Below are 19,496 nucleotides of genomic sequence, written 5' to 3' on the forward strand. Positions count from 1 at the left end.
TTAACGCTAGAGCCGCTCGATAGCGCGGGCAATATCGGCCGAGGTTTTCAGCGCACGGATCTCACTGAAAACCTCTGAGGCTTCGGCATATTCTTTACGCAAATACCCCAGCCACTGTTTGATACGAGCGACATGATATAGCCCAGTGTCGCCCTGCTTCTCAAGACGCACATATTTTTTGAGCAGCAACATCACCTCAGGCCACGGCATTTTTGGTGCGTTTTGTTTAATGACACGGCTCAAATTCGGCACATTCAGTGCTCCACGGCCAATCATCACCGAATCACAGCCGGTAGCCGCCATACAATCTTGCGCGCTTTGCCAATCCCAAATTTCACCGTTCGCAATCACGGGAATACTCAGGCGCTGACGAATTTCGCCAATCGCCGCCCAGTTAATTTTGTCAGCTTTGTACCCATCTTCTTTGGTGCGGCCGTGCACGGTAATTTCGGTTGCGCCTGCTTGCTGCACCGCGTCGGCAATTTCAAACTGGCGCGCGCCCGAATCCCAGCCAAGACGTACCTTCACCGTAACCGGTAAATGTGACGGCACGGCTTCACGCATCGCTTTGGCACCGAGATAAATCATCTCAGGATCTTTGAGTAACGTCGCACCACCGCCGCTACCGTTGACCATTTTCGAAGGACAACCACAGTTCAAATCCACGCCCCACGATCCAAGTTCAACGGCTCGCGCCGCATTTTCGCCCAACCACTGAGGATGTTGCCCCAGCAATTGCACGCGCACTGCGGTTCCTGAAGGCGTTAGGCTTTGATTAGCCAGTTCTGGGCAAAGACGGTAATACACTTTTTCAGGCAGCAGGCTGTCTACCACGCGCACAAATTCGGTGATGCAAAGATCGTAATCATTCACTTCGGTGAGCAGTTCGCGCACCAAAGAGTCGAGAACCCCTTCCATCGGTGCTAAAAGCACCCTTTTTACTGTCTGCATAAATCAGCCTGCATGATCATCGTTATTATTTGCGCCAAAATTTGAGGCGCAAATGGTACTGAGTTCAGCGCTCACCCGCAACGGGAGAACAACGCGCCAGCACATTCAGCAATAATTCCACCCAGTTCTGGGCCATAGTTTCACTTTCCACGTTAGTAAAACCTAAGATCAGGCCGTGGGGCGGATTTTCTGTACCGTGATACCAAACGCTAAGCGCCTCCAATGCTAACCCTTGCACCCGCGCTTCCCTTTCAACCAAAGCATCATCGAAGCATTCAGGTAAACGTACCAGCAAGTGCATACCGCCAGCTTGAAGCTCGGTGGTTAGCCGATAACGCGTCTGTCGCTGTAACGCCTGTGCCAGCCAGAGGCGACGCTGAGCATACAAGCTGCGCATTTTCTTCAGATGACGATAAAACTGACCCGAATAAATAAACTGCGCCGTGGTGGCCTGCATCAGCGTGGGGCACACGCAGGGGTATATTCGCATAGTCTGGTGAAACTGAGGGAGTAGCGACTCCGGCACCACCACGTATGCAATGCGCAATCCGGGAAACAACACCTTGCTGAAGGTGCCAACGTACAGCACACGCTCCAGCTGATCTAAGCTTTTCAGCGCCGGTAACGGATGCCCTTGATAATGAAATTCGCCATCATAGTCATCTTCAATAATCCAACTTTGCTGGCGCTGCGCCCACGCTAAAAGCTGCATGCGCCGTGGCAGGCTAAGCCCTAAGCCGAGCGGGCTTTGATGTGCTGGCGTCACTAACGCGGCGCGTGCCTGTGCATGATCGCGCACGCCTTTATCCACGCACAATCCCTGCTCATCCACGGGGATGGGCACGGTGTTAACGCCAAAATCTTGCAGCACATGCCATGGGAACGGAAAACAGGGCTCTTCTAACCAAACTTCATCGCCACGTTTAAGTAAGGCATTCGCAATCAGTGACAGCACCGAACGATATCCTGCCGCGATAAATATTTGATGCGCCGCACAGCGAATACCGCGGGAGATCTGCAAATACCCGGCTAACGCCTCTCGTAGCGCAAGAAAACCTTGAGGTGCCGGATGAGAGAGCTCTTCACGACGGGTCTGACGCGCACACTGACTTAATAAACGATTCCATTGCCCTAATGGAAATGCATCCAAAGCAGGTGCACCGAGCTGAAACGGCAACAGCTGTGAAGAAGGCAAAGGCATTCCGGCATGACGAGGCGCGTCTAATATTGGTTTGGGCATATCAGTGCTTTTCGCCATATTTAGCCGCCGAGAAACCCGCGTTCCACCCTGCTGGCTATTTTCGATATACCCTTCACCGCTCAGCAAACCATAGGCGGCCTCAACGGTTCCACGTGCAACGTTTAAATCGCTGGCTAAACCCCGAAGTGAAGGTAAGCGCTCACCGGGAGCCAGTACGCCATCGGCAATTGCCACCTTAATGCGTTGGTAAATTTGGCGATAAATCGGCTCTTTGGCCGCAGGGTCAACGACGAGAAAAGAATGAAACGCCGCCATAATATGGCCTATAAAAATAGTAAAGATATGGCTCTATATACTAGGCCATATTGAGCGTAAAGTCGCTTTATCAAACCACGAGAGCAACGCGCCTTAGCGCTGTTTAGATGTATTTTGCGGAGAAAAAAACATGTCACACCTGCGTCTTGCCTACGGCAAACTTTCCCCTGAGGCCTACAACGGCCTTATTCAAACCAGCATGGCATTAAGCAAAAGCTCATTAGGCCATTTGGTTGAACTGGTTTACCTACGTATTTCCCAAATCAACGGCTGCGCATTTTGCTTGGACATGCACAGCACGGCGCTACGTAAAGCCGGTTACAGCCAACATAAAATGGATATCTTATCTGGCTGGCGTATGGCAGAAGCGTTCGACGCGCGTGAACGCGCAGCGCTAGACTGGGCCGAAGCCGTCACGCATATTTCATATTGTGGAACGTCCGATGAATTATTTGCGGCGTTGAAAGAACACTTTAACGATACTGAAATTGCTGACTTAACTTTTGCCATTAGCCTTATGAATGCTTTCAATCGTATGGCAATCAGCATGCGTCAGTAAGACCTAGCTACGCGGAGGAAAGTGGGTTAATACAAAATCGACCCACACTCGGACTCTTGGCGGTATATCCGCCGAGGGATACCAGATATGCATAGAGCGTGCTTGCGGCCAAAACGGCTCCAGAATCGGAACTAAACGCCCACTGCGAAAGTGTTCCTCCAGATACCAATCCGCCAAACACACAATGCCCATATGACTCAGCGCCGCATCAACTAAGCTATCGGGCGATGTGGCAATAAATGACGCCTGCTGCTCATTCACGCTACCTTCATCATCCCACCACGCCATCAGCTTTCCGCTACCGGAATTTCGATGTATTAGGCGGTGATGCGAGAGAAGATCGTCTATCGTTTGTGGCGTACCAAAACGCGCTAAATATTCAGGAGACGCCGCCATTTTGCTGTAAGCCACACACATTTCGCGCCCCACTAATCGACTGTCGGTAGCGGTACGTTGACCAATCGCCACATCAATATTCTCACCGATGAGATTAACTAAACGCGGCTCCATCTCAAGATCGATGGTCACCTTAGGGAAACGTTGGCCAAATAAAGGAAGCAAAGGCATTAATCGATGACGACCAAAACCAGGAATAACGCTTACGCGAACCAATCCAGAGGGCTCTTCGCTCAGCTGTTGCTCGTCCAAGGCCTGATTTAATGCCTGCCATAATGGCGTTATCCGACGGCGAAAATCGGCGCCCTCTTCTGTCAGCATGACAAAATGCGTATTGCGCGCAAATAAGCGGATATTTAAACGCATTTCTAATGCCCGCACATTCTTACTCACCGCCGCTGCGCTAATCCCCAACTGACGAGCCGCAGCAGAAAAGCTTTGTGCCTCTGCCGAGGCCAAAAATGCAGGGATCAATCGATATACGTCTACAGGCAATGCCATGCTTTTAACCTTAGGTTGAAACAGATTTACTATTTTACAGGCTACACCAGCGCGCGCAGAAATGAAAAAATACCCGCATAGCTAACGTTATCACTCTCCCTATCATTGAAATCACAAGAGAAAACCTATGAAAAAAGTGCTGGTATTAGCCGCGCATCGCTTTCCCGATCAGTCACGCATCAGCCATGCGGCGATTGATGCATTGAAAACGCAGAAAAACGTCACCGTGAATGAGCTTATGCGCCACTATCCCGATTACAACATCGACGTAGAACGCGAACAAAAATTGCTCACTGAACATGATATTGTAGTGATGCTCTTCCCCTTCTATTGGTATAGCTCTCCGGCTATTTTAAAAGAGTGGCAAGATGCCGTATTAACCTATGGTTTTGCCTATGGCAGCCAAGGCAAAGCCTTACATGGCAAATCGCTGATGATCGCGACCTCAACAGGAGGCAATGCGCAGGCGTATACCGCCGAGGGATACAACCGCTATCCTGTTGAAAGCCTCTTATTACCTTTTAACAATATGAGTCATTTGGTTGGTATGCATTGGTTAGACCCGTATTTAATTCAGGGCGCCAACGATATTACGGAACAATTAATTGATACTGGTGTGAATGGATTACTGAGCCGAATCCATGAATTGCAAAACGCTGACTGATTGTTGACGCTGTCATCCTCTCTGCTGGAGGATGACAGACCAAATTCGGCTTATTTAAATAAGCGATTTTAAGAGGGTTTCTTCTCTTCCCATTTTCCCCAAGGATTTGTCTCAGGGGCTTTGGCTTCTTGGGTGACAGCAGGCGTGTCTGCCAGTGAATCAATATACAGCTCTTCCACTTTTTGCCGAGCCCACGGGGTGCGGCGCAAAAATTTCAAACTCGATTTAATGCTAGGATCGCTTTTGAAGCAGTTGATGCTAATAATCTTCGCCAACTCAGCCCAGCCATAACGCTCCACCAGTGATGTCAGCAAGGCTTCCAGCGTGATGCCATGCAAAGGGTCTTTAGAAGTTTGGGCGTTCATGGAAATTCCTGTCGGCAATGGACTCAATACGAGTTTAAAAAATTTTCGCACACCATACTGACTGCGGCCTGAGAGTGCAAGCCGCAGGCGTGCCGGAACCGTCAGCACCTTTTAGGTATCAAGACATCGCAATGAACTGATCGCGCAACGCCTGAATATCATCCCTCAGGCTGGCGGCCTCTTCAAATTCAAGGTTTTGAGCATGTTTATACATCTGCGCTTCCAGATCGCGAATTTTCTGCTCGATCTGTTTTGGCGACAACGCTTGATAAGCAGCAGAAGACTCAGCCGCTTTGCTGCTTCGCCCATGCTTACCTTTACCACGTGACGATGCTTCACCCAGTTGGAGAATATCGGACACTTTCTTATTCAGCGCCTGTGGCGTGATGCCATGCTCAAGGTTATACGCTTCCTGTTTTGCACGACGACGTTCAGTTTCACCAATCGCTTTCTCCATAGAGTTGGTGATACGGTCGCCATACAAAATCGCTTTACCATTCAGGTTACGTGCCGCACGGCCAATGGTCTGAATCAGCGAACGTTCTGAACGCAAGAAGCCTTCTTTATCTGCATCTAAAATCGCGACCAGAGAAACCTCTGGCATATCGAGCCCTTCACGAAGAAGGTTGATACCAACCAGAACATCAAATTCACCGAGGCGAAGATCTCGAATGATCTCTACACGTTCGACGGTATCGATATCAGAATGCAGATAGCGAACCCGCACACCATGTTCGTCGAGATATTCGGTTAAGTCCTCCGCCATTCGCTTGGTCAACGTAGTGACCAGCACACGCTCATTAATCGCCTCGCGAATGCGAATTTCAGAGAGCAAGTCGTCAACCTGCGTGGCAACCGGACGCACTTCAATCAATGGATCAAGCAAACCGGTCGGACGCACAACCTGATCGACAATATCGCTTCCCGATTTTTCAAGCTCATAATTACCCGGCGTTGCAGACACATAAATGGTTTGCGGTGCCAAAGCCTCAAACTCTTCAAAGCGCATTGGTCGGTTATCAAGCGCTGATGGCAAGCGGAATCCATACTCCACCAGCGTCTCTTTGCGCGCTCGGTCGCCGCGGTACATGCCGCCAATTTGAGGTATGGTGACGTGGGATTCATCGATCACCAGCAACCCATCTGCAGGAAGATAATCAAACAGCGTTGGCGGCGCTTCACCCGGCTTGCGTCCGGAGAGATAGCGCGAGTAGTTTTCAATGCCTGAGCAATAGCCTAGCTCGTTCATCATTTCTAGATCGAACTGGGTACGCTGCGTTAACCGTTGCTCTTCCAGCAGCTTGTTGTTGGCCAGCAACACCTTGCGTCGCTCCGCCAAATCAACCTTAATATCCTCCATCGCCTGCAAGATGCGTTCACGCGGCGTGACATAGTGCGTTTTTGGGTACACGGTGAAACGCTGAACTTCTTGGATCAGTTGACCCGTTAAGGGGTCGAACAGCGATAGACGTTCCACTTCTTCATCAAACAGCTCAACGCGTAATGCCTCATCCTCGGATTCGGCGGGGAAAATATCTATCACTTCACCGCGAACGCGGAAGGTACCACGCTGAAACGCCTGATCGTTGCGCGCATATTGCAGTTCGGATAAACGGCGCAAGATAGCTCGCTGATCGATAATCATTCCACGTGTTAAATGCAGCATCATTTTCAGATAGGCATCAGGATCGCCCAATCCATAAATAGCTGAAACCGAAGCCACAACAATGACATCTTTGCGCTCAAGCAGCGCTTTAGTCGCTGAAAGCCGCATTTGTTCAATATGTTCGTTTACCGAGGAGTCTTTCTCGATGAAAGTATCCGAACTCGGCACATAGGCTTCAGGCTGGTAATAGTCGTAGTAGGAGACAAAATATTCCACGGCATTTTCTGGGAAAAACTGCTTCATCTCGCCATAAAGCTGCGCCGCCAACGTTTTGTTGGGTGCCATGACCATGGTTGGCCGATTGAGATCGGCAATCACATTGGCAATTGTGAACGTCTTACCTGAACCCGTTACGCCCAGCAGCGTTTGATGCGCCAAACCATTTTCTAAACCTGCCTCTAAACGACGAATCGCCTCAGGCTGGTCGCCGTCTGGCTTGAATGCAGAATGCAATTTGAACGTTTTACTCATGAATCAACACCTTGCTTAAATGCATTTGTCTTTTAGAAGGGCCACGGCATTTTCGAATGCTTAATCGTCCGGCATTGATTATGGAAGGCCTACCCAATTTTGCCACTGACTCTCTATATATCCTGCGAGGGATGTCTTCGCACCGTTAGAAAACCACGTTCACGGCAATGCGAGAAGAAGATCGCTATGATACTGGATATAAAACCAGCTTCAAACCTTATCTGCACCATTTTGTGTATTTCCCCATGCTCTATTAGCGCGTTAGGCAACCCACAAAAAAACCAAATTACATCCGTTTTACAATTTTCACCTACCGGTGACATTTATCCCCAATGCGGCTCGCGAATTAACTTTTTTCGCCTGCACTTGTCAAGGCCGTTTTGTTGCGCAACGCGATTCTTTACCTAGTGCTTGATTTTAAATAACTCATTGAATGTAAACAACTTTAAAATATAGTTATCATATCAACCAAAGCGTGTGAAAGCCGCGCTGGCTCTGGATTTTGATGAGTTCTCTAAACCTAATGCACAAGGTTATCCACAGGAATAGTGGATAACTTGCACCACTCCGCTTGGCGCTTGAGTTACGGAAAAATGACAATCTGTCAGTAAATCGACTTCGGAGTCCTTTTTTTAGTTAATTTTTTAGCTATTTTTTCTTTTTGATATACTTATTTGCACTAACAAAAGTGCTTGCTAGGGTAACTTATTTCGTCGTGCGAGGATTCAGTGCTTGATCTTTTATTCCCTTGATGAATTACGCCTGCACCACTGTGTTTTTTTTGAGCACCGCCGTGGTGCGGAATTTATCAGCGTTTTTTTGCTCTCTTTTTGGGGTTTCATCAGCGCTTATTAATATCGACCTAAAACGATTCAAGCAATGAATTCACCCACGCTTTGGTTGTTAATGTTTTGTATGGAGAATGGCTTTTTTGGTTGCAGTGCTCTCAATCGCTATTTTCTTAACCAGCCAGAAATCTCTCGCTGAAAACGACTATCAGCTTCGTTGAGGGCGCGATGTAAATTACACTGCATATTGACCGCTGCCAGCTCTAACAATCGGGAGTCTATAGTGTAGTTTTTAACATCTCTTAACCATGTCAGAACGCAGGCAAGATGCCAAATAGCCGTTTTCCCCTGATGCAGAGGCGCGGGGAAATTATTCCCACCTTGCTCCATTAGCTTGCGCATATTTTGGCGAGAAAACCCCAAACGCTCAGCAATATCAGTTAAGCCAACAAAATCAGGTGCGGCCTCACACAGCACTGCATGTGGCAGCACGCTCAGCACATCTTGAATGGCTGTGGATATCGCCTCATTGGCGTCCTCGGCGGTGCGGCAAAAGTTCATAGCAATACGGCCAGCCACCCCCACGCCGATGGTGGCATCGGTGCAGCCTGCAGCGCCTAATACCTCAAGATAGTTTGATGGTTCATCATTCTGATCGGGCAAAGAAAAAATGAGTGTAAATTCATAATCCTTCATGTTCTATCCTCTGTCATTACTTGGCATGATGAGCGCAATGCTCAACAATTTTTTTAAGCTGACGCGCATGGTTTTCCGCATTCTTTGGCGTAGACCAAATACATGTAATGCAAAACTCACCGCAACGGCACTTCTCTTGGGGATAAGGACAATACATCTTCCCCCACGCATGACTACCGCCCACTTCAATACGCCAACCGTTCAACTCAACGAAATTAAGCGCCTGTTCAATTTCCTTTTTAGGATGTGTCGCTCTGCTCATTTTCTGCTCCCAGCTTAAAAAAACACCATAACATTGTCAAGTGACAACCTTTTCTATTTAAGTCAGCGCAAAATACATGGGATAAAAAAAGACATACAGAGGGAATGCAGAAGACTGGAATCCGCTACGCAAAATAGTTTTACGTAGCGTTGTATTGCATTAATTCAGGGAAGAGAGATCCAAATATGTGGCGAGCGCTTTCGCATCTGCGTGCGGGATATGAGGGATTTCCCCCAAGCATGGCGCAGGTAATAATCGCCTGAGCGTTGCCATATATTCAGCGTGACGTTTTCCTGGCTCGACCACACAGTTAGCCACCCATCCGCCCAGTTTTAATCCACATTGCTCAACGGCCTGAGCCGTTAGCAAGGCGTGATTAATACATCCTAGCTTCACTCCCACAACGAGTATCACGGGCAGCTGCTCTTGAATGACCCATTGCGCAAAAGACGTGGTCTCACTGAGCGGCGTGAACCACCCTCCAGCGCCCTCCACCAGCGTCCAACTCGACTTTTTACGTAACGCCAGCAGCCCCTGTGACATCACGTCAAATTCGATAGGTCGATTTTCATCGGCGCTAATAATGTGTGGTGACGTAGGCTCTTCAAAGGTATAGGGGTTCACTTCTTCGTAACTGACGGATATTGAAGAGGCCGCTTGTAAAGCAAGCGCATCAGTGTTTCGCAGTTTTCCCTCGCGCCATTCACTGCCAGAAGCTACGGGTTTATACCCAACCGTATCTTTTCCTCGCAGCGTCGCGGCCTCCAATAGTGCACTACTGACGACCGTTTTTCCCACTTCAGTGTCGGTTCCGGTAACAAACCATGCCTCGCTTAAACAAGGCAGCTCATGTGTCTTTTCATTCACAATGCAAAACTCCGATGACCAACTGATAGCTTAAAGGCAAACCTTCGGCCTGTTGAGGATAAACACGGGCTAGTTGCGCAAAACGTCCACGGCTAGTTAGCCCTGAGTTTCGGCCTTGGTGTAAGTGCGTAGCACCAATGCCTTTGAGTGACTTCATTAGGGTGATGACATCGGGATAAAATTCAGTCTCATGGATTAGCTGTAAATCATGTGAAAACGGCTCACAGGCCCGTTTGATTGTGTCAAATTCTAAGAACTGGTTCACATGCGTTTGGCCGTCCACTTGCTGCCAAGCCTGAGCTAACTCCGTCAGCGAGCCTTGTGCCAACGTTGAGAACACAACCTTTCCCCCCGGCTTCACGACACGGCTCATCTCAGCCAATGCAGAACCTAAAGAACCACACCACTGAATGGCCAGATTGCTAAAACAGAGATCGACGCTGCAATCAGGTAACGGGATATGTTCGATATCAGCGAGGAGATATTGCTCCGCGCTATCTAAGGCGCGCGATTTCTCAAGCATACCTTCAGCCAAATCGAGAGAGATAACGTGTGACCCTGCGCGGCGAAATTCACGGCTAAAAATCCCTGTACCGCAGCCCGCATCCAACACTTTCAAGCCCGATAAATTATTGAGCTGAGATAAAATCTTTTCTCCGCACCGCCGCTGAAAACCGGCAACTGCGTCGTAACTGTCTGCGGCGCGGCTAAACGCCGCCGCCACCGCAGATTTATTAACGCAATGTGTGTGCAGTGACATGCAGCGCCTCCAATAAACGGTTTATATCCTGCGCGCGGTGCGCTGCGCTGAGAGTAATACGCAGACGTGCGGTACCGGGTGGAACCGTTGGTGGACGAATAGCGCTAACCCAAATCCCCTGTTCCCGCAGTTGCTGAGCTAAATTCAGCGCAGCCTGATTCTCACCAATAATCACGGGCTGAATCGCTGAGCTTGATTCCATCAACGTTAAACCTAAATCGTTTAATCCCTGACGAAGCTGCACGACGTTATGATTCAGTTGGCTACGTAGCTCATCACCTGCACGTACTCGGCGCAGCGCAGCCGTAAGCGCACAGGCCTGAGCGGGAGGCATGCTGGTGCTGTATATCAAGTGGCGCGCAAACTGAATGAAGTATTCAGCCACGGATTCAGAACACAAAACGGCGGCACCGCTGAGTCCAAAGGCTTTGCCAAATGTCACCACCAGCAATTCCGGTTTCACTTTTTGTGCGTCGCAGGTGCCACGCCCCTGCTCGCCACACACGCCAATGCCGTGCGCATCATCCACCATCAGCCAAGCACCGGCACGTTGACTTTGTTGATGCAGATCCGCCAGCGGTGCACTATCGCCGTCCATGCTGAACACACCTTCAGTCACCACCAGCGCTCGCCCTTCTCCACCGCTGTTCAGCAGTTTTTCGAGCGAGTCTGGCTGGTTATGTTGAAAACGTCGCAGCATTGCTGGTGATTGAATGGAAGCTTCCATCAGCGACGCATGGCTGAGCTTATCAGCAAAGATGCTGTCACCTTTTTGCATCAGCGCGGCGATAACGGCCTGATTGGCCGCATAGCCTGAAATAAACAACAAGGCACGTGGATAGCCTAACCACCCTGCGAGCTGTTGTTCTAACTCTGCATGCGCGGTGGTGAAACCCGTGACGTGCCCAGAGCCCGCACTCCCTACGCCATAGCGCTCAGCGCCTTGTTGCCATGCGTTGATGACCGATTTATCGCGGCTGAGGCCAAGATAGTCGTTAGACGAGAAATTGAGATATGACCGCCCATTCACGAGGATCTCACGCCCGCTGCCCGTTTCACTCACGATCCGCGAACGATAGGCTCCGGCTGAGCGACGCTCGGCTAGAGCGTGCTCGATATGCTGTTGAAAATTCATCATGATTACACGGCGGCGTTATAAAACTGCTCAGTATCGGTATGCAACAGTTGTTCAGTGAGGTGCTGCTGTTGCTGATTGTCGCCGTGTTCAGTTTCGGTCAGCTGAGGATTCAGCCCCAGTTTGCGGAATAGCTGAACATCTTTATCTTCACCCGGATTCGGCGTGGTAAGCAGCTTACAACCATAGAAAATGGAGTTGGCTCCCGCCATAAAACACATGGCCTGAGTTTGCTCATTCATTTGCTCACGACCAGCAGAAAGACGCACGTAAGACGTTGGCATCATGATGCGCGCCACGGCAATCGTACGAATAAAATCAAAGGCATCCACATCGTCGTTATCCGCTAACGGCGTTCCTTTGACCTTAACCAACATATTGATCGGCACGCTTTCCGGCGCTTTAGGCAAATTCGCTAGCTGCGTGAGCAAGCCGGCTCTATCACGTACGGTTTCACCGAGTCCAACAATGCCACCTGAACAGACTTTAATACCGGCATCACGCACTTTTTCCAGCGTATCCAAACGCTCCTGATAGCTGCGGGTCGTGATGATACTGCCGTAAAACTCTGGCGAGGTGTCGAGGTTGTGATTGTAATAATCCAGCCCTGCGCCGGCTAAGCGGTTAGCTTGTTGATCGGATAGCGTTCCGAGCGTCATACAGGTTTCCATCCCCATTTCTTTGACGCCCTGCACCATTTGCTCAAGATACGGCATATCGCGATCGTGCGGGTTTTTCCATGCAGCGCCCATACAGAATCGAGTGGAACCGGCGGCTTTGGCCTGTCGCGCAGAATCCAGAACCTGCTGCACTTCCATTAATTTTTCGGTCTCTAAACCCGTTTTATAGCGTGAGCTTTGTGGACAGTATTTGCAGTCTTCGGGGCAAGCGCCGGTTTTAATCGAAAGCAACGTGCTTACCTGCACCTGACGCGGGTCAAAATGCTGGCGATGAACCTGCTGAGCCTCAAACATTAACTCGAGGAACGGCTTTGCAAACAGAGCTTGGGCTTGCTCTAATGTCCAGTGATGACGATCTGCCATGATGGCAACTCCCTATTCAATTTGAGGGGAAAAAGTGTCGTCAGTTTAGAAAAAAGCGGTACACTGTCAACCAAATGATCACAATTTTAGTTTACCAATACTTATTATGACCCCATCTGATATCGAGTTCGACCGCCGCCACATCTGGCATCCGTACACGTCAATGACCCAGCCATTGCCCTGTTATCCCGTGACTTCAGCACACGGGTGTGAACTGCATTTGGAGGATGGGCGTCAGTTGGTCGACGGCATGTCTTCGTGGTGGGCCGCGATTCACGGATACAATCATCCCGCGCTGAACCACGCCGTGACTCAACAACTTTCAGCCATGTCACATGTGATGTTTGGCGGGATCACTCATCCTTCCGCTGTTGCCCTATGCCAGCGCTTGGTGAATATCACGCCTGAAGAGCTTGAGTGCGTTTTCCTTGCAGATTCCGGTTCCGTCGCGGTGGAAGTGGCGATGAAAATGGCATTGCAGTATTGGCATGCGCGCGGGGAGAAACGTCAGCGTTTTCTAACCCTAAGCAACGGTTATCACGGTGATACTTTCGGTGCCATGTCGGTATGCGATCCGAAAAACTCCATGCACAGCTTGTATCAGGGATATCTTCCTGAGCATCTGTTTGCACCCGCTCCACAGTGTGCATTTGGCGATGAGTGGAATGAAATGGACTTTGTGCCTTTTGCCCGCCTGCTGTCGGCGCATCATCAGGATATCGCGGCGGTTATTCTGGAGCCCATCGTTCAAGGTGCCGGAGGAATGCGTTTCTATCATCCGCGTTATCTTAAGCTTGTCCGAGCCGCCTGCGAGCGTCATGGGATCTTGCTCATCGCCGATGAAATTGCGACGGGGTTTGGCCGTACCGGTAAGCTTTTTGCCTGCGAGCACGCGGGGATCACTCCAGATATTTTATGTTTAGGCAAAGCCATAACCGGTGGCTATATGACCTTATCTGCCACTATCACCACGCGAAATGTGGCAGAAACGATCAGCAACGGCGAAGCGGGATGCTTCATGCATGGCCCTACGTTTATGGGTAACCCACTCGCCTGCGCCACGGCGGTAGCCAGTTTGGATATTCTTGCCAGCGGAGAGTGGAAAACGCAGGTCGCGGCGATAGAACACCAGCTACAGCAAGAGCTCTTGCCGCTTAATGATCACCCTCAGGTGAAACAGGCTCGCGTCCTAGGCGCTATTGGCGTCATCGAAACGCATAAAGCGGTGAATATGGCTAACTTACAGCGCTATTTCGTCGAACAAGGGGTTTGGGTGCGTCCTTTCGGTAAATTAATTTATCTGATGCCGCCTTATATTATTTCTGCAGAACAACTCACCAAGCTGACTCGGGCCGTATCCACCGCCTTAGAGCAAGCAGAACACTTTCTGGAATAGCTTGATAAAAAAGCCCTAGCAGTAAACCTGAAAGTTCGGAGTATCTATTTCCTGTCTACGCTTATTAGCGAGATCACCTTTTGGTGGTCTCGTTTTTGCTTAAATAATAAGCGGCATAACGATAACTCACACCTATGAGTGTGAATACGCACTAATAATCGAATTAGACAGGAGTTATAGATGAAGAAATGGCCACTTGCGCTGATGGCTTCAGCGCTTTCTCTCGCCCTATTACAGGGCGCTAACGCTGCATCAATGCCCGCCGTTGAGGCAAAAAACGGTATGGTTGTTAGCTCTCAACATCTGGCCTCTCAGGTTGGGGTCGATATCCTCAAAATGGGGGGCAATGCCATTGATGCCGCTGTCGCCGTTGGCTACGCGCAGGCGGTGGTTAATCCTTGCTGCGGTAATATTGGTGGTGGCGGTTTTATGACCATACATTTAGCCAACGGTGAAGATACTTTTATTAACTTCCGTGAAACGGCACCGGCCGCTGCCAGCGCCAATATGTATCTCGATGAAAAAGGAAACGTGAAGAAAGGTGCCAGCCTCTATGGTTATCTTGCCGCTGGTGTTCCGGGAACGGTTTTAGGGCTCGATACCGCGCAGCGTAAATATGGCAAACTCACACGTCAACAGGTGATGGAGCCGGCCATCAAACTGGCCCGCGAAGGCTTTATTCTCAATCGTGGTGATACCGATATTTTGGATACCACCATTGCTAAATTTCGTGACGATCCCGAAGCCGCGCGCATCTTTTTACGTGAAAACGGCGATCCTCTTCAGCCTGGCGATCGGCTGATTCAAACCGATCTCGCTAACACACTTGAATCTATCGCACAAAACGGCCCCGATGCTTTTTATCAGGGGAAAATCCCTCAGGCCGTTGAAGCCGCGGCGAAAAAAGGAGGCGGGATCCTGACGGCTAAAGACTTCGCCGATTTTCGCATCGCAGAAACTGCGCCGATTACCTGCTCTTATCGCGGCTATCAATTTGTATCTGCACCACCACCAAGTTCAGGTGGGGTTACGCTTTGCGAAATTCTCAACGTTTTGGAAGGCTACGACCTCAAGGCATCTGGCTTTAATTCTGCCCAAACCATTCATACCATGACGGAAGCAATGCGCCATGCCTATATGGATCGCAATACGTTTTTGGGCGATCCCGCATTTGTGAAGAACCCTACGGAAAAACTGCTCAGCAAAGAGTACGCCGTCGAAATTCGTAAGCAGATCCAGCCTGAGCTCGTCACGCCCTCAAGCCGCGTTCAACCTGGTATGGAACCTCATGAAAAACCAGAAACCACGCACTACTCTATCGTTGACCATAACGGTAATGCCGTTTCCACGACCTATACCATTAACGGACGTTTTGGTTCCGTCGTGATTGCGCCCGGCACCGGATTTTTCCTTAACGATGAGATGGATGATTTCACCGTCAAAGTGGGTGAACAAAATATGTATGGCTTAGTGCAGGGCGCAACCAACGCTATCGCACCGGGTAAACGCCCTCTGTCATCCATGACGCCAACGCTGGTGACCAAAGATGGCAAAGTCTTTATGGTTGTTGGCTCTCCGGGTGGATCGCGAATCATCACCATCACATTGCAAACAGTGTTGAACGTTATCGACCACGGCATGACACCGCAAGAAGCCGTCGATGCCCCTCGAATTCATCACCAATGGCTGCCGGATGAAGTTTACTTCGAACAGCGCGGCCTCTCGGCAGACACCCAAAAACTGTTACAGGAACGCGGCTATAAACTCGTTGAACAAACACCTTGGGGTGCCGCTGAATTGATTATGGTCGGCCTACCGGGCGCCGCCGGTGTTAGCTCAGAGAGTTCGGGCAATGACTCGGCGGTATCAGGGAAAGTGCGCGAAGGATTTATCTACGGCGCTAACGATGTTCGACGCCCTTCGGGTTCTGCCGTTGGCTACTGATTAGCAAATTGAGCCTACTTCCGCCCCTAGAGACTAGGGGCATCCCCCTTTGTGGCCGTTTATCTGTTAGAATACCCTTTCTTTTTTTCACGCGGGTGCGCGCAGCTGCATCATTGGGTGAAAACTTCTCAACGTCTATGTGCTGTCATTTTCCTTTCAAACGATGAAGAAGAGATCAAGATAATGCCGTCAGTTTCCTATGACCGAACTCAGGTTGCTCATTGGTTAGGTCATGCGACCTTGGCCAAGGCGCGAGATTATTCGCGAGCCGTTTCGCAACTCCACTGGCAGGGCAATATGCTCACGGCCAAGGTACAGGGAACCGAAAGACGCCCCTACGCGGTGGTTATCTACTTCCACGATAAACAAAACCAGTTACGCATTGAGGGTGAGTGCTCATGCCCCGTGGGCTTTAACTGTAAACACGTTGCGGCCGTTCTTTTAGCCGGCCTTGAAGAGCAAGAACCCACAGCCACTGGTGCGCGTCCCGAACTATTACGTTGGCTAGAAGCTTTCCGCGCTCAACAAACATCCTCTGTGGCAGCCAAAAAACCCACTCAGACTTTAGCCTACGTATTGGCATGGTCAGAACACCGACAGCATCATGAAATTCGGCTCTTCAAAGCAAAGTTAGATAAAGACGGCTCCGTACGCAGCATCGATCAGCAGTGGCACAATATTGAGCCCGCGCTGGTTAAGCCACCTAAATTTGTTACGCCTGAAGATTTTCAAATCCTGCGCGAGCTGTGGATCGAACGACCACGCAACGGCATGATGGCGTTTGAATTGCAGGGTACCAGCGGCGCAGAACTGATCCGCAAAATGATGGCCACGGGCCGTTTCTTTGTGATTGATTCCAACGAGCCCTTATATTTGGGCGAGCAACGTCCGGGTGAAGTTCAGTGGCAGCGCCTGCCCGATCATCGTCTGCGCCCTATATTGCAGGTTCAGCCTCAGGCATCATGGGTGTTGCCCACCACGCCGCCGTGGTATATCGATACGCAAAGCGGCGAAGCGGGTACCGTTGAGCTCAATCACGCCTTCGCTCAGTTGGATGAGTTTTTGTCCATGCCCCCGATTTCACTGAGTGAAGCGCCGTTAGTGGCTGCGGTACTGGGCGAAGTCGCACCCGAGCTACCTTTGCCGCCGAGCATGAGTTCTTCAGAGCTTCGCGTTATTGACGTCGAACCCGTTCCCGTTTTGCAGCTTGATACCCAAAACGTGTATATGGGCGGTTTTGGCAACTATGGCTATCGTAATTGGCCTCTCGACTTTGCAACGTTTTCCTTCGATTACGATGGGATTAGCGTTGATCCTAAACAGGACACCACGCTATTCCCCGCTGACAACGGCAATGTGATTCAAATTCAGCGACGTAACGATATTGAAAAACAACGCGCCAAAGAGCTTAAAAATTGCGGCCTAGAACTCATCACGCTAAGCGACAAAACTCGGCCGCCTTCATTACCTGATACTATTTACGGCCTGCCAAATCCTGAAAGTTGGCCTTCATTTGTCAGCCATACGCTTCCGACTTTGGAAAACAAAGGCTGGCGTATCGTGATGACCCATGATTCCAACTTCAATATTATTGAAATCAACGATATTAGCGGCAGCATCCAGTCAGGCGACGAAGGTTGGTTTGACGTTGAAATGGGTATTTTAGTCGGCGACCGTACCGTTCGACTCGAGCCTTTGCTGGCTGACCTGTTTCGTCGCGATCGCCGCTGGTTAGACGGCGAACTCGAAACTATCGACGATGATGAAGGCATTATTCTTAGCACCGAGCAAGGCGAGCGTTTGCGTATCGCTGCCAATCGCCTCAAACCGGTCGTTCGCGTACTTGTCGACCTGTTTGCACAATTAGGTCATGGCAAGGAAACCCTGAAGGTTTCCGCGCTTGATGCAGGCCGCTTGGCCGCTTTAAGCGATACAGGACGCTGGCAGTTCCACGGAGAAACCTCTATTCAGGCTTTGGCTCAGCGTTTACAGGATGGGCCGGGATTACAGCTGGTGCCGGTTCCGACAGGCCTTCAGGCAACGCTACGTGGCTATCAGCATCAAGGTCTGAGCTGGATGCAGTTTCTACGCGAACAAAACATCTCCGGCGTGCTGGCTGACGATATGGGGCTGGGCAAAACGGTGCAAACGCTGGCGCATATCCTGCTGGAAAAAGAATCAGGCAGGCTCGACCGTCCTGCGCTTATCGTAGTGCCCACCACCTTGGTACACAACTGGCGCGAAGAAGCCGCCCGTTTTACTCCCGATCTTAATGTGCTCGTTCTCAGCGGACCGCAGCGAAAAGATCATTTTGATCGCATTGAACAGTGCGACCTGATCTTGACCACCTACTCTCTGCTGTGGCGAGATCAGAAGGTCCTCACCCAACATGATTACCATCTGTTGATCCTTGATGAGGCACAGTACGTTAAAAATGCGACTACGCGTGCAGCCACCGCACTACGTGACCTCAATGCACGCCATCGTTTATGTTTAACCGGCACGCCGCTGGAAAATCATCTGGGTGAAATTTGGTCGTTATTCGACTTTTTGCTGCCTGGTTTCCTCGGCAGCCAAAAAGAGTTTAACCAGCGCTGGCGCGTGCCTATCGAAAGAGACGGGGACGCCGTGCGTCGTGACTTACTGGTTCGACGCATCCGCCCATTCATGCTGCGCCGCCGCAAAGATGACGTCGCCACCGAGCTGCCACCAAAAACCACGCTGTTACGCACCGTTGAACTAAAGGACTCACAGCGCGATCTGTATGAAACGGTACGTACCGCGATGCAGGAAAAAGTTCGCACCGCCATTGACTCTCAAGGCATGGCGCGCAGCCATATTATCGTTTTGGACGCATTGCTTAAACTGCGCCAAGTTTGTTGCGACCCTCGTTTGGTCAATTTAGAAAAAGCAGCATTGGTGAAAGAATCAGCCAAGCTCGAGCTGCTGCTCGAACTCCTGCCTGAGATGATCGACGAAGGTCGCCGTATACTATTGTTCTCCCAGTTCACCGGCATGCTGGATTTAATCTCACAGGCATTGGATAAAGCCGGCATTGCCTACGTCACGTTGACCGGCTCAACGGCGGATCGTCATGCGCCAGTACAGCGTTTCCAACGGGGCGACGTTCCCCTGTTTTTAATCAGCTTAAAAGCCGGCGGCGTTGGGTTAAATCTGACTGCGGCGGATACGGTGATCCATTACGATCCGTGGTGGAATCCCGCGGCTGAAAATCAGGCGACCGACCGTGCGCACCGAATGGGGCAAGACAAACCGGTGTTCGTTTACAAACTGATTGCCGCTGGCAGCATTGAAGAGAAAATCGTGGCGCTACAGGATAAAAAAGCCGCGCTGGCTGACAGCATTTTGTCTGAGGATACCAGCGGGTCCACGAAGTTCTCGGCTGACGATCTTAGTGCGCTATTTGAGCCGATAAATTGAAGCCGTGCGGTAAGCCGCTCGAACAGTTTTCCATTTTTCAAATCAGCATTGAGGTGTAACATTTGCCCTTAATGA

At 50.3% G+C, this 19,496-nt stretch carries 16 protein-coding genes; 5 read left to right on the forward strand and 11 right to left on the reverse strand.

Going from position 1 to position 19,496, the window contains the following annotated elements; all coding sequences use genetic code 11:
• Positions 1-6: 6 nt before the first annotated feature.
• Together dusC and pdxR are read right to left on the reverse strand one after the other, a co-directional pair.
• Positions 7-951 carry a tRNA dihydrouridine(16) synthase DusC gene (gene dusC, locus RSC70_RS03010; RefSeq protein WP_038502962.1) on the reverse strand — a complete coding sequence of 315 codons (945 nt, stop codon included), beginning with the start codon at positions 949-951 and terminating at the stop codon, positions 7-9.
• Between the two features lie 64 nt (positions 952-1,015).
• Entirely contained in the window at positions 1,016-2,467 is a 1,452-nt protein-coding gene (pdxR, locus tag RSC70_RS03015; protein ID WP_332541626.1) for a MocR-like pyridoxine biosynthesis transcription factor PdxR, read from the reverse strand.
• 130 nt (positions 2,468-2,597) lie between these two features.
• Between pdxR and RSC70_RS03020 the strand changes: the two genes are divergently transcribed.
• Entirely contained in the window at positions 2,598-3,026 is a 429-nt protein-coding gene (locus RSC70_RS03020; RefSeq protein WP_130998415.1) for a carboxymuconolactone decarboxylase family protein, read from the forward strand.
• 3 nt (positions 3,027-3,029) lie between these two features.
• On the opposite strand, the gene RSC70_RS03025 is transcribed toward RSC70_RS03020, so the two are convergent.
• Positions 3,030-3,923 carry a LysR family transcriptional regulator gene (locus RSC70_RS03025; protein WP_332541627.1) on the reverse strand — a complete coding sequence of 298 codons (894 nt, stop codon included), beginning with the start codon at positions 3,921-3,923 and terminating at the stop codon, positions 3,030-3,032.
• Between the two features lie 127 nt (positions 3,924-4,050).
• Here RSC70_RS03025 and RSC70_RS03030 point away from each other — a divergent pair, with 127 nt between their 5' ends.
• A complete protein-coding gene (locus RSC70_RS03030) occupies positions 4,051-4,587 on the forward strand; it encodes an NAD(P)H-dependent oxidoreductase (protein WP_332541628.1) in 537 nt (178 codons plus the stop codon).
• 68 nt (positions 4,588-4,655) lie between these two features.
• Here RSC70_RS03030 and RSC70_RS03035 read toward each other — a convergent pair whose 3' ends face one another.
• The 8 genes from RSC70_RS03035 to bioB form a co-directional block, all read right to left on the reverse strand.
• The gene (locus RSC70_RS03035) at positions 4,656-4,952 is read right to left on the reverse strand and encodes a VF530 family DNA-binding protein (protein ID WP_063586713.1); all 297 of its coding nucleotides are present in this window, start codon (positions 4,950-4,952) and stop codon (positions 4,656-4,658) included.
• Positions 4,953-5,070: 118 nt separating this feature from the next.
• Positions 5,071-7,089 carry an excinuclease ABC subunit UvrB gene (gene uvrB / locus RSC70_RS03040; RefSeq protein WP_025797538.1) on the reverse strand — a complete coding sequence of 673 codons (2,019 nt, stop codon included), beginning with the start codon at positions 7,087-7,089 and terminating at the stop codon, positions 5,071-5,073.
• Between the two features lie 953 nt (positions 7,090-8,042).
• Complete coding sequence (locus tag RSC70_RS03045; RefSeq protein WP_282807657.1) at positions 8,043-8,573, reverse strand: helix-turn-helix transcriptional regulator; 531 nt, start codon at positions 8,571-8,573, stop codon at positions 8,043-8,045.
• Between the two features lie 16 nt (positions 8,574-8,589).
• Positions 8,590-8,835 carry a hypothetical protein gene (locus tag RSC70_RS03050; protein ID WP_282807658.1) on the reverse strand — a complete coding sequence of 82 codons (246 nt, stop codon included), beginning with the start codon at positions 8,833-8,835 and terminating at the stop codon, positions 8,590-8,592.
• 159 nt (positions 8,836-8,994) lie between these two features.
• Entirely contained in the window at positions 8,995-9,702 is a 708-nt protein-coding gene (gene bioD, locus RSC70_RS03055) for a dethiobiotin synthase (protein WP_304184621.1), read from the reverse strand.
• The gene (bioC, locus tag RSC70_RS03060; protein WP_282807660.1) at positions 9,695-10,462 is read right to left on the reverse strand and encodes a malonyl-ACP O-methyltransferase BioC; all 768 of its coding nucleotides are present in this window, start codon (positions 10,460-10,462) and stop codon (positions 9,695-9,697) included. Before bioC ends, bioD begins: the two co-directional genes overlap by 8 nt.
• On the reverse strand, positions 10,437-11,597 hold the full coding sequence (gene bioF, locus RSC70_RS03065; RefSeq protein WP_332541784.1) for an 8-amino-7-oxononanoate synthase: 1,161 nt from the start codon (positions 11,595-11,597) through the stop codon (positions 10,437-10,439). The genes bioC and bioF overlap by 26 nt, the downstream gene beginning before the upstream one ends.
• Before the next feature lie 5 nt (positions 11,598-11,602).
• Positions 11,603-12,640, reverse strand: coding sequence for a biotin synthase BioB (gene bioB, locus RSC70_RS03070; RefSeq protein ID WP_332541630.1), 1,038 nt, complete (start codon positions 12,638-12,640; stop codon positions 11,603-11,605).
• 106 nt (positions 12,641-12,746) lie between these two features.
• On the opposite strand from bioB, the gene bioA reads away from it, so the two are divergent.
• The 3 genes from bioA to RSC70_RS03085 all read left to right on the forward strand — a co-directional run bounded on the left by bioA (position 12,747) and on the right by RSC70_RS03085 (position 19,421).
• Complete coding sequence (bioA, locus tag RSC70_RS03075) at positions 12,747-14,036, forward strand: adenosylmethionine--8-amino-7-oxononanoate transaminase (RefSeq protein ID WP_332541631.1); 1,290 nt, start codon at positions 12,747-12,749, stop codon at positions 14,034-14,036.
• A gap of 180 nt (positions 14,037-14,216) precedes the next feature.
• Positions 14,217-15,980, forward strand: a complete 1,764-nt coding sequence (gene ggt, locus RSC70_RS03080; protein ID WP_332541632.1) for a gamma-glutamyltransferase — start codon at positions 14,217-14,219, stop codon at positions 15,978-15,980.
• Between the two features lie 183 nt (positions 15,981-16,163).
• Complete coding sequence (locus tag RSC70_RS03085; RefSeq protein ID WP_332541633.1) at positions 16,164-19,421, forward strand: DEAD/DEAH box helicase; 3,258 nt, start codon at positions 16,164-16,166, stop codon at positions 19,419-19,421.
• Positions 19,422-19,496 lie beyond the last annotated feature (75 nt).

Origin of the sequence: Hafnia sp. (assembly GCF_036648275.1) — a bacterium.
In the GTDB taxonomy this organism is placed as follows: domain Bacteria; phylum Pseudomonadota; class Gammaproteobacteria; order Enterobacterales; family Enterobacteriaceae; genus Hafnia; species Hafnia alvei.

Bases quoted from the DNA above. Each gene is read 5' to 3' on its own strand.
- RSC70_RS03030 (WP_332541628.1), top strand. From the start codon at position 4,051: ATGAAAAAAGTGCTGGTATTAGCCGCGCATCGCTTTCCCGATCAGTCA.
- uvrB (WP_025797538.1), bottom strand. From the start codon at position 7,089: ATGAGTAAAACGTTCAAATTGCATTCTGCATTCAAGCCAGACGGCGAC.
- RSC70_RS03035 (WP_063586713.1), bottom strand. From the start codon at position 4,952: ATGAACGCCCAAACTTCTAAAGACCCTTTGCATGGCATCACGCTGGAA.
- RSC70_RS03025 (WP_332541627.1), bottom strand. From the start codon at position 3,923: ATGGCATTGCCTGTAGACGTATATCGATTGATCCCTGCATTTTTGGCC.
- bioB (WP_332541630.1), bottom strand. From the start codon at position 12,640: ATGGCAGATCGTCATCACTGGACATTAGAGCAAGCCCAAGCTCTGTTT.
- RSC70_RS03085 (WP_332541633.1), top strand. From the start codon at position 16,164: ATGCCGTCAGTTTCCTATGACCGAACTCAGGTTGCTCATTGGTTAGGT.
- bioC (WP_282807660.1), bottom strand. From the start codon at position 10,462: ATGTCACTGCACACACATTGCGTTAATAAATCTGCGGTGGCGGCGGCG.
- bioA (WP_332541631.1), top strand. From the start codon at position 12,747: ATGACCCCATCTGATATCGAGTTCGACCGCCGCCACATCTGGCATCCG.
- bioF (WP_332541784.1), bottom strand. From the start codon at position 11,597: ATGAATTTTCAACAGCATATCGAGCACGCTCTAGCCGAGCGTCGCTCA.
- RSC70_RS03050 (WP_282807658.1), bottom strand. From the start codon at position 8,835: ATGAGCAGAGCGACACATCCTAAAAAGGAAATTGAACAGGCGCTTAAT.
- dusC (WP_038502962.1), bottom strand. From the start codon at position 951: ATGCAGACAGTAAAAAGGGTGCTTTTAGCACCGATGGAAGGGGTTCTC.
- RSC70_RS03045 (WP_282807657.1), bottom strand. From the start codon at position 8,573: ATGAAGGATTATGAATTTACACTCATTTTTTCTTTGCCCGATCAGAAT.
- pdxR (WP_332541626.1), bottom strand. From the start codon at position 2,467: ATGGCGGCGTTTCATTCTTTTCTCGTCGTTGACCCTGCGGCCAAAGAG.
- ggt (WP_332541632.1), top strand. From the start codon at position 14,217: ATGAAGAAATGGCCACTTGCGCTGATGGCTTCAGCGCTTTCTCTCGCC.
- RSC70_RS03020 (WP_130998415.1), top strand. From the start codon at position 2,598: ATGTCACACCTGCGTCTTGCCTACGGCAAACTTTCCCCTGAGGCCTAC.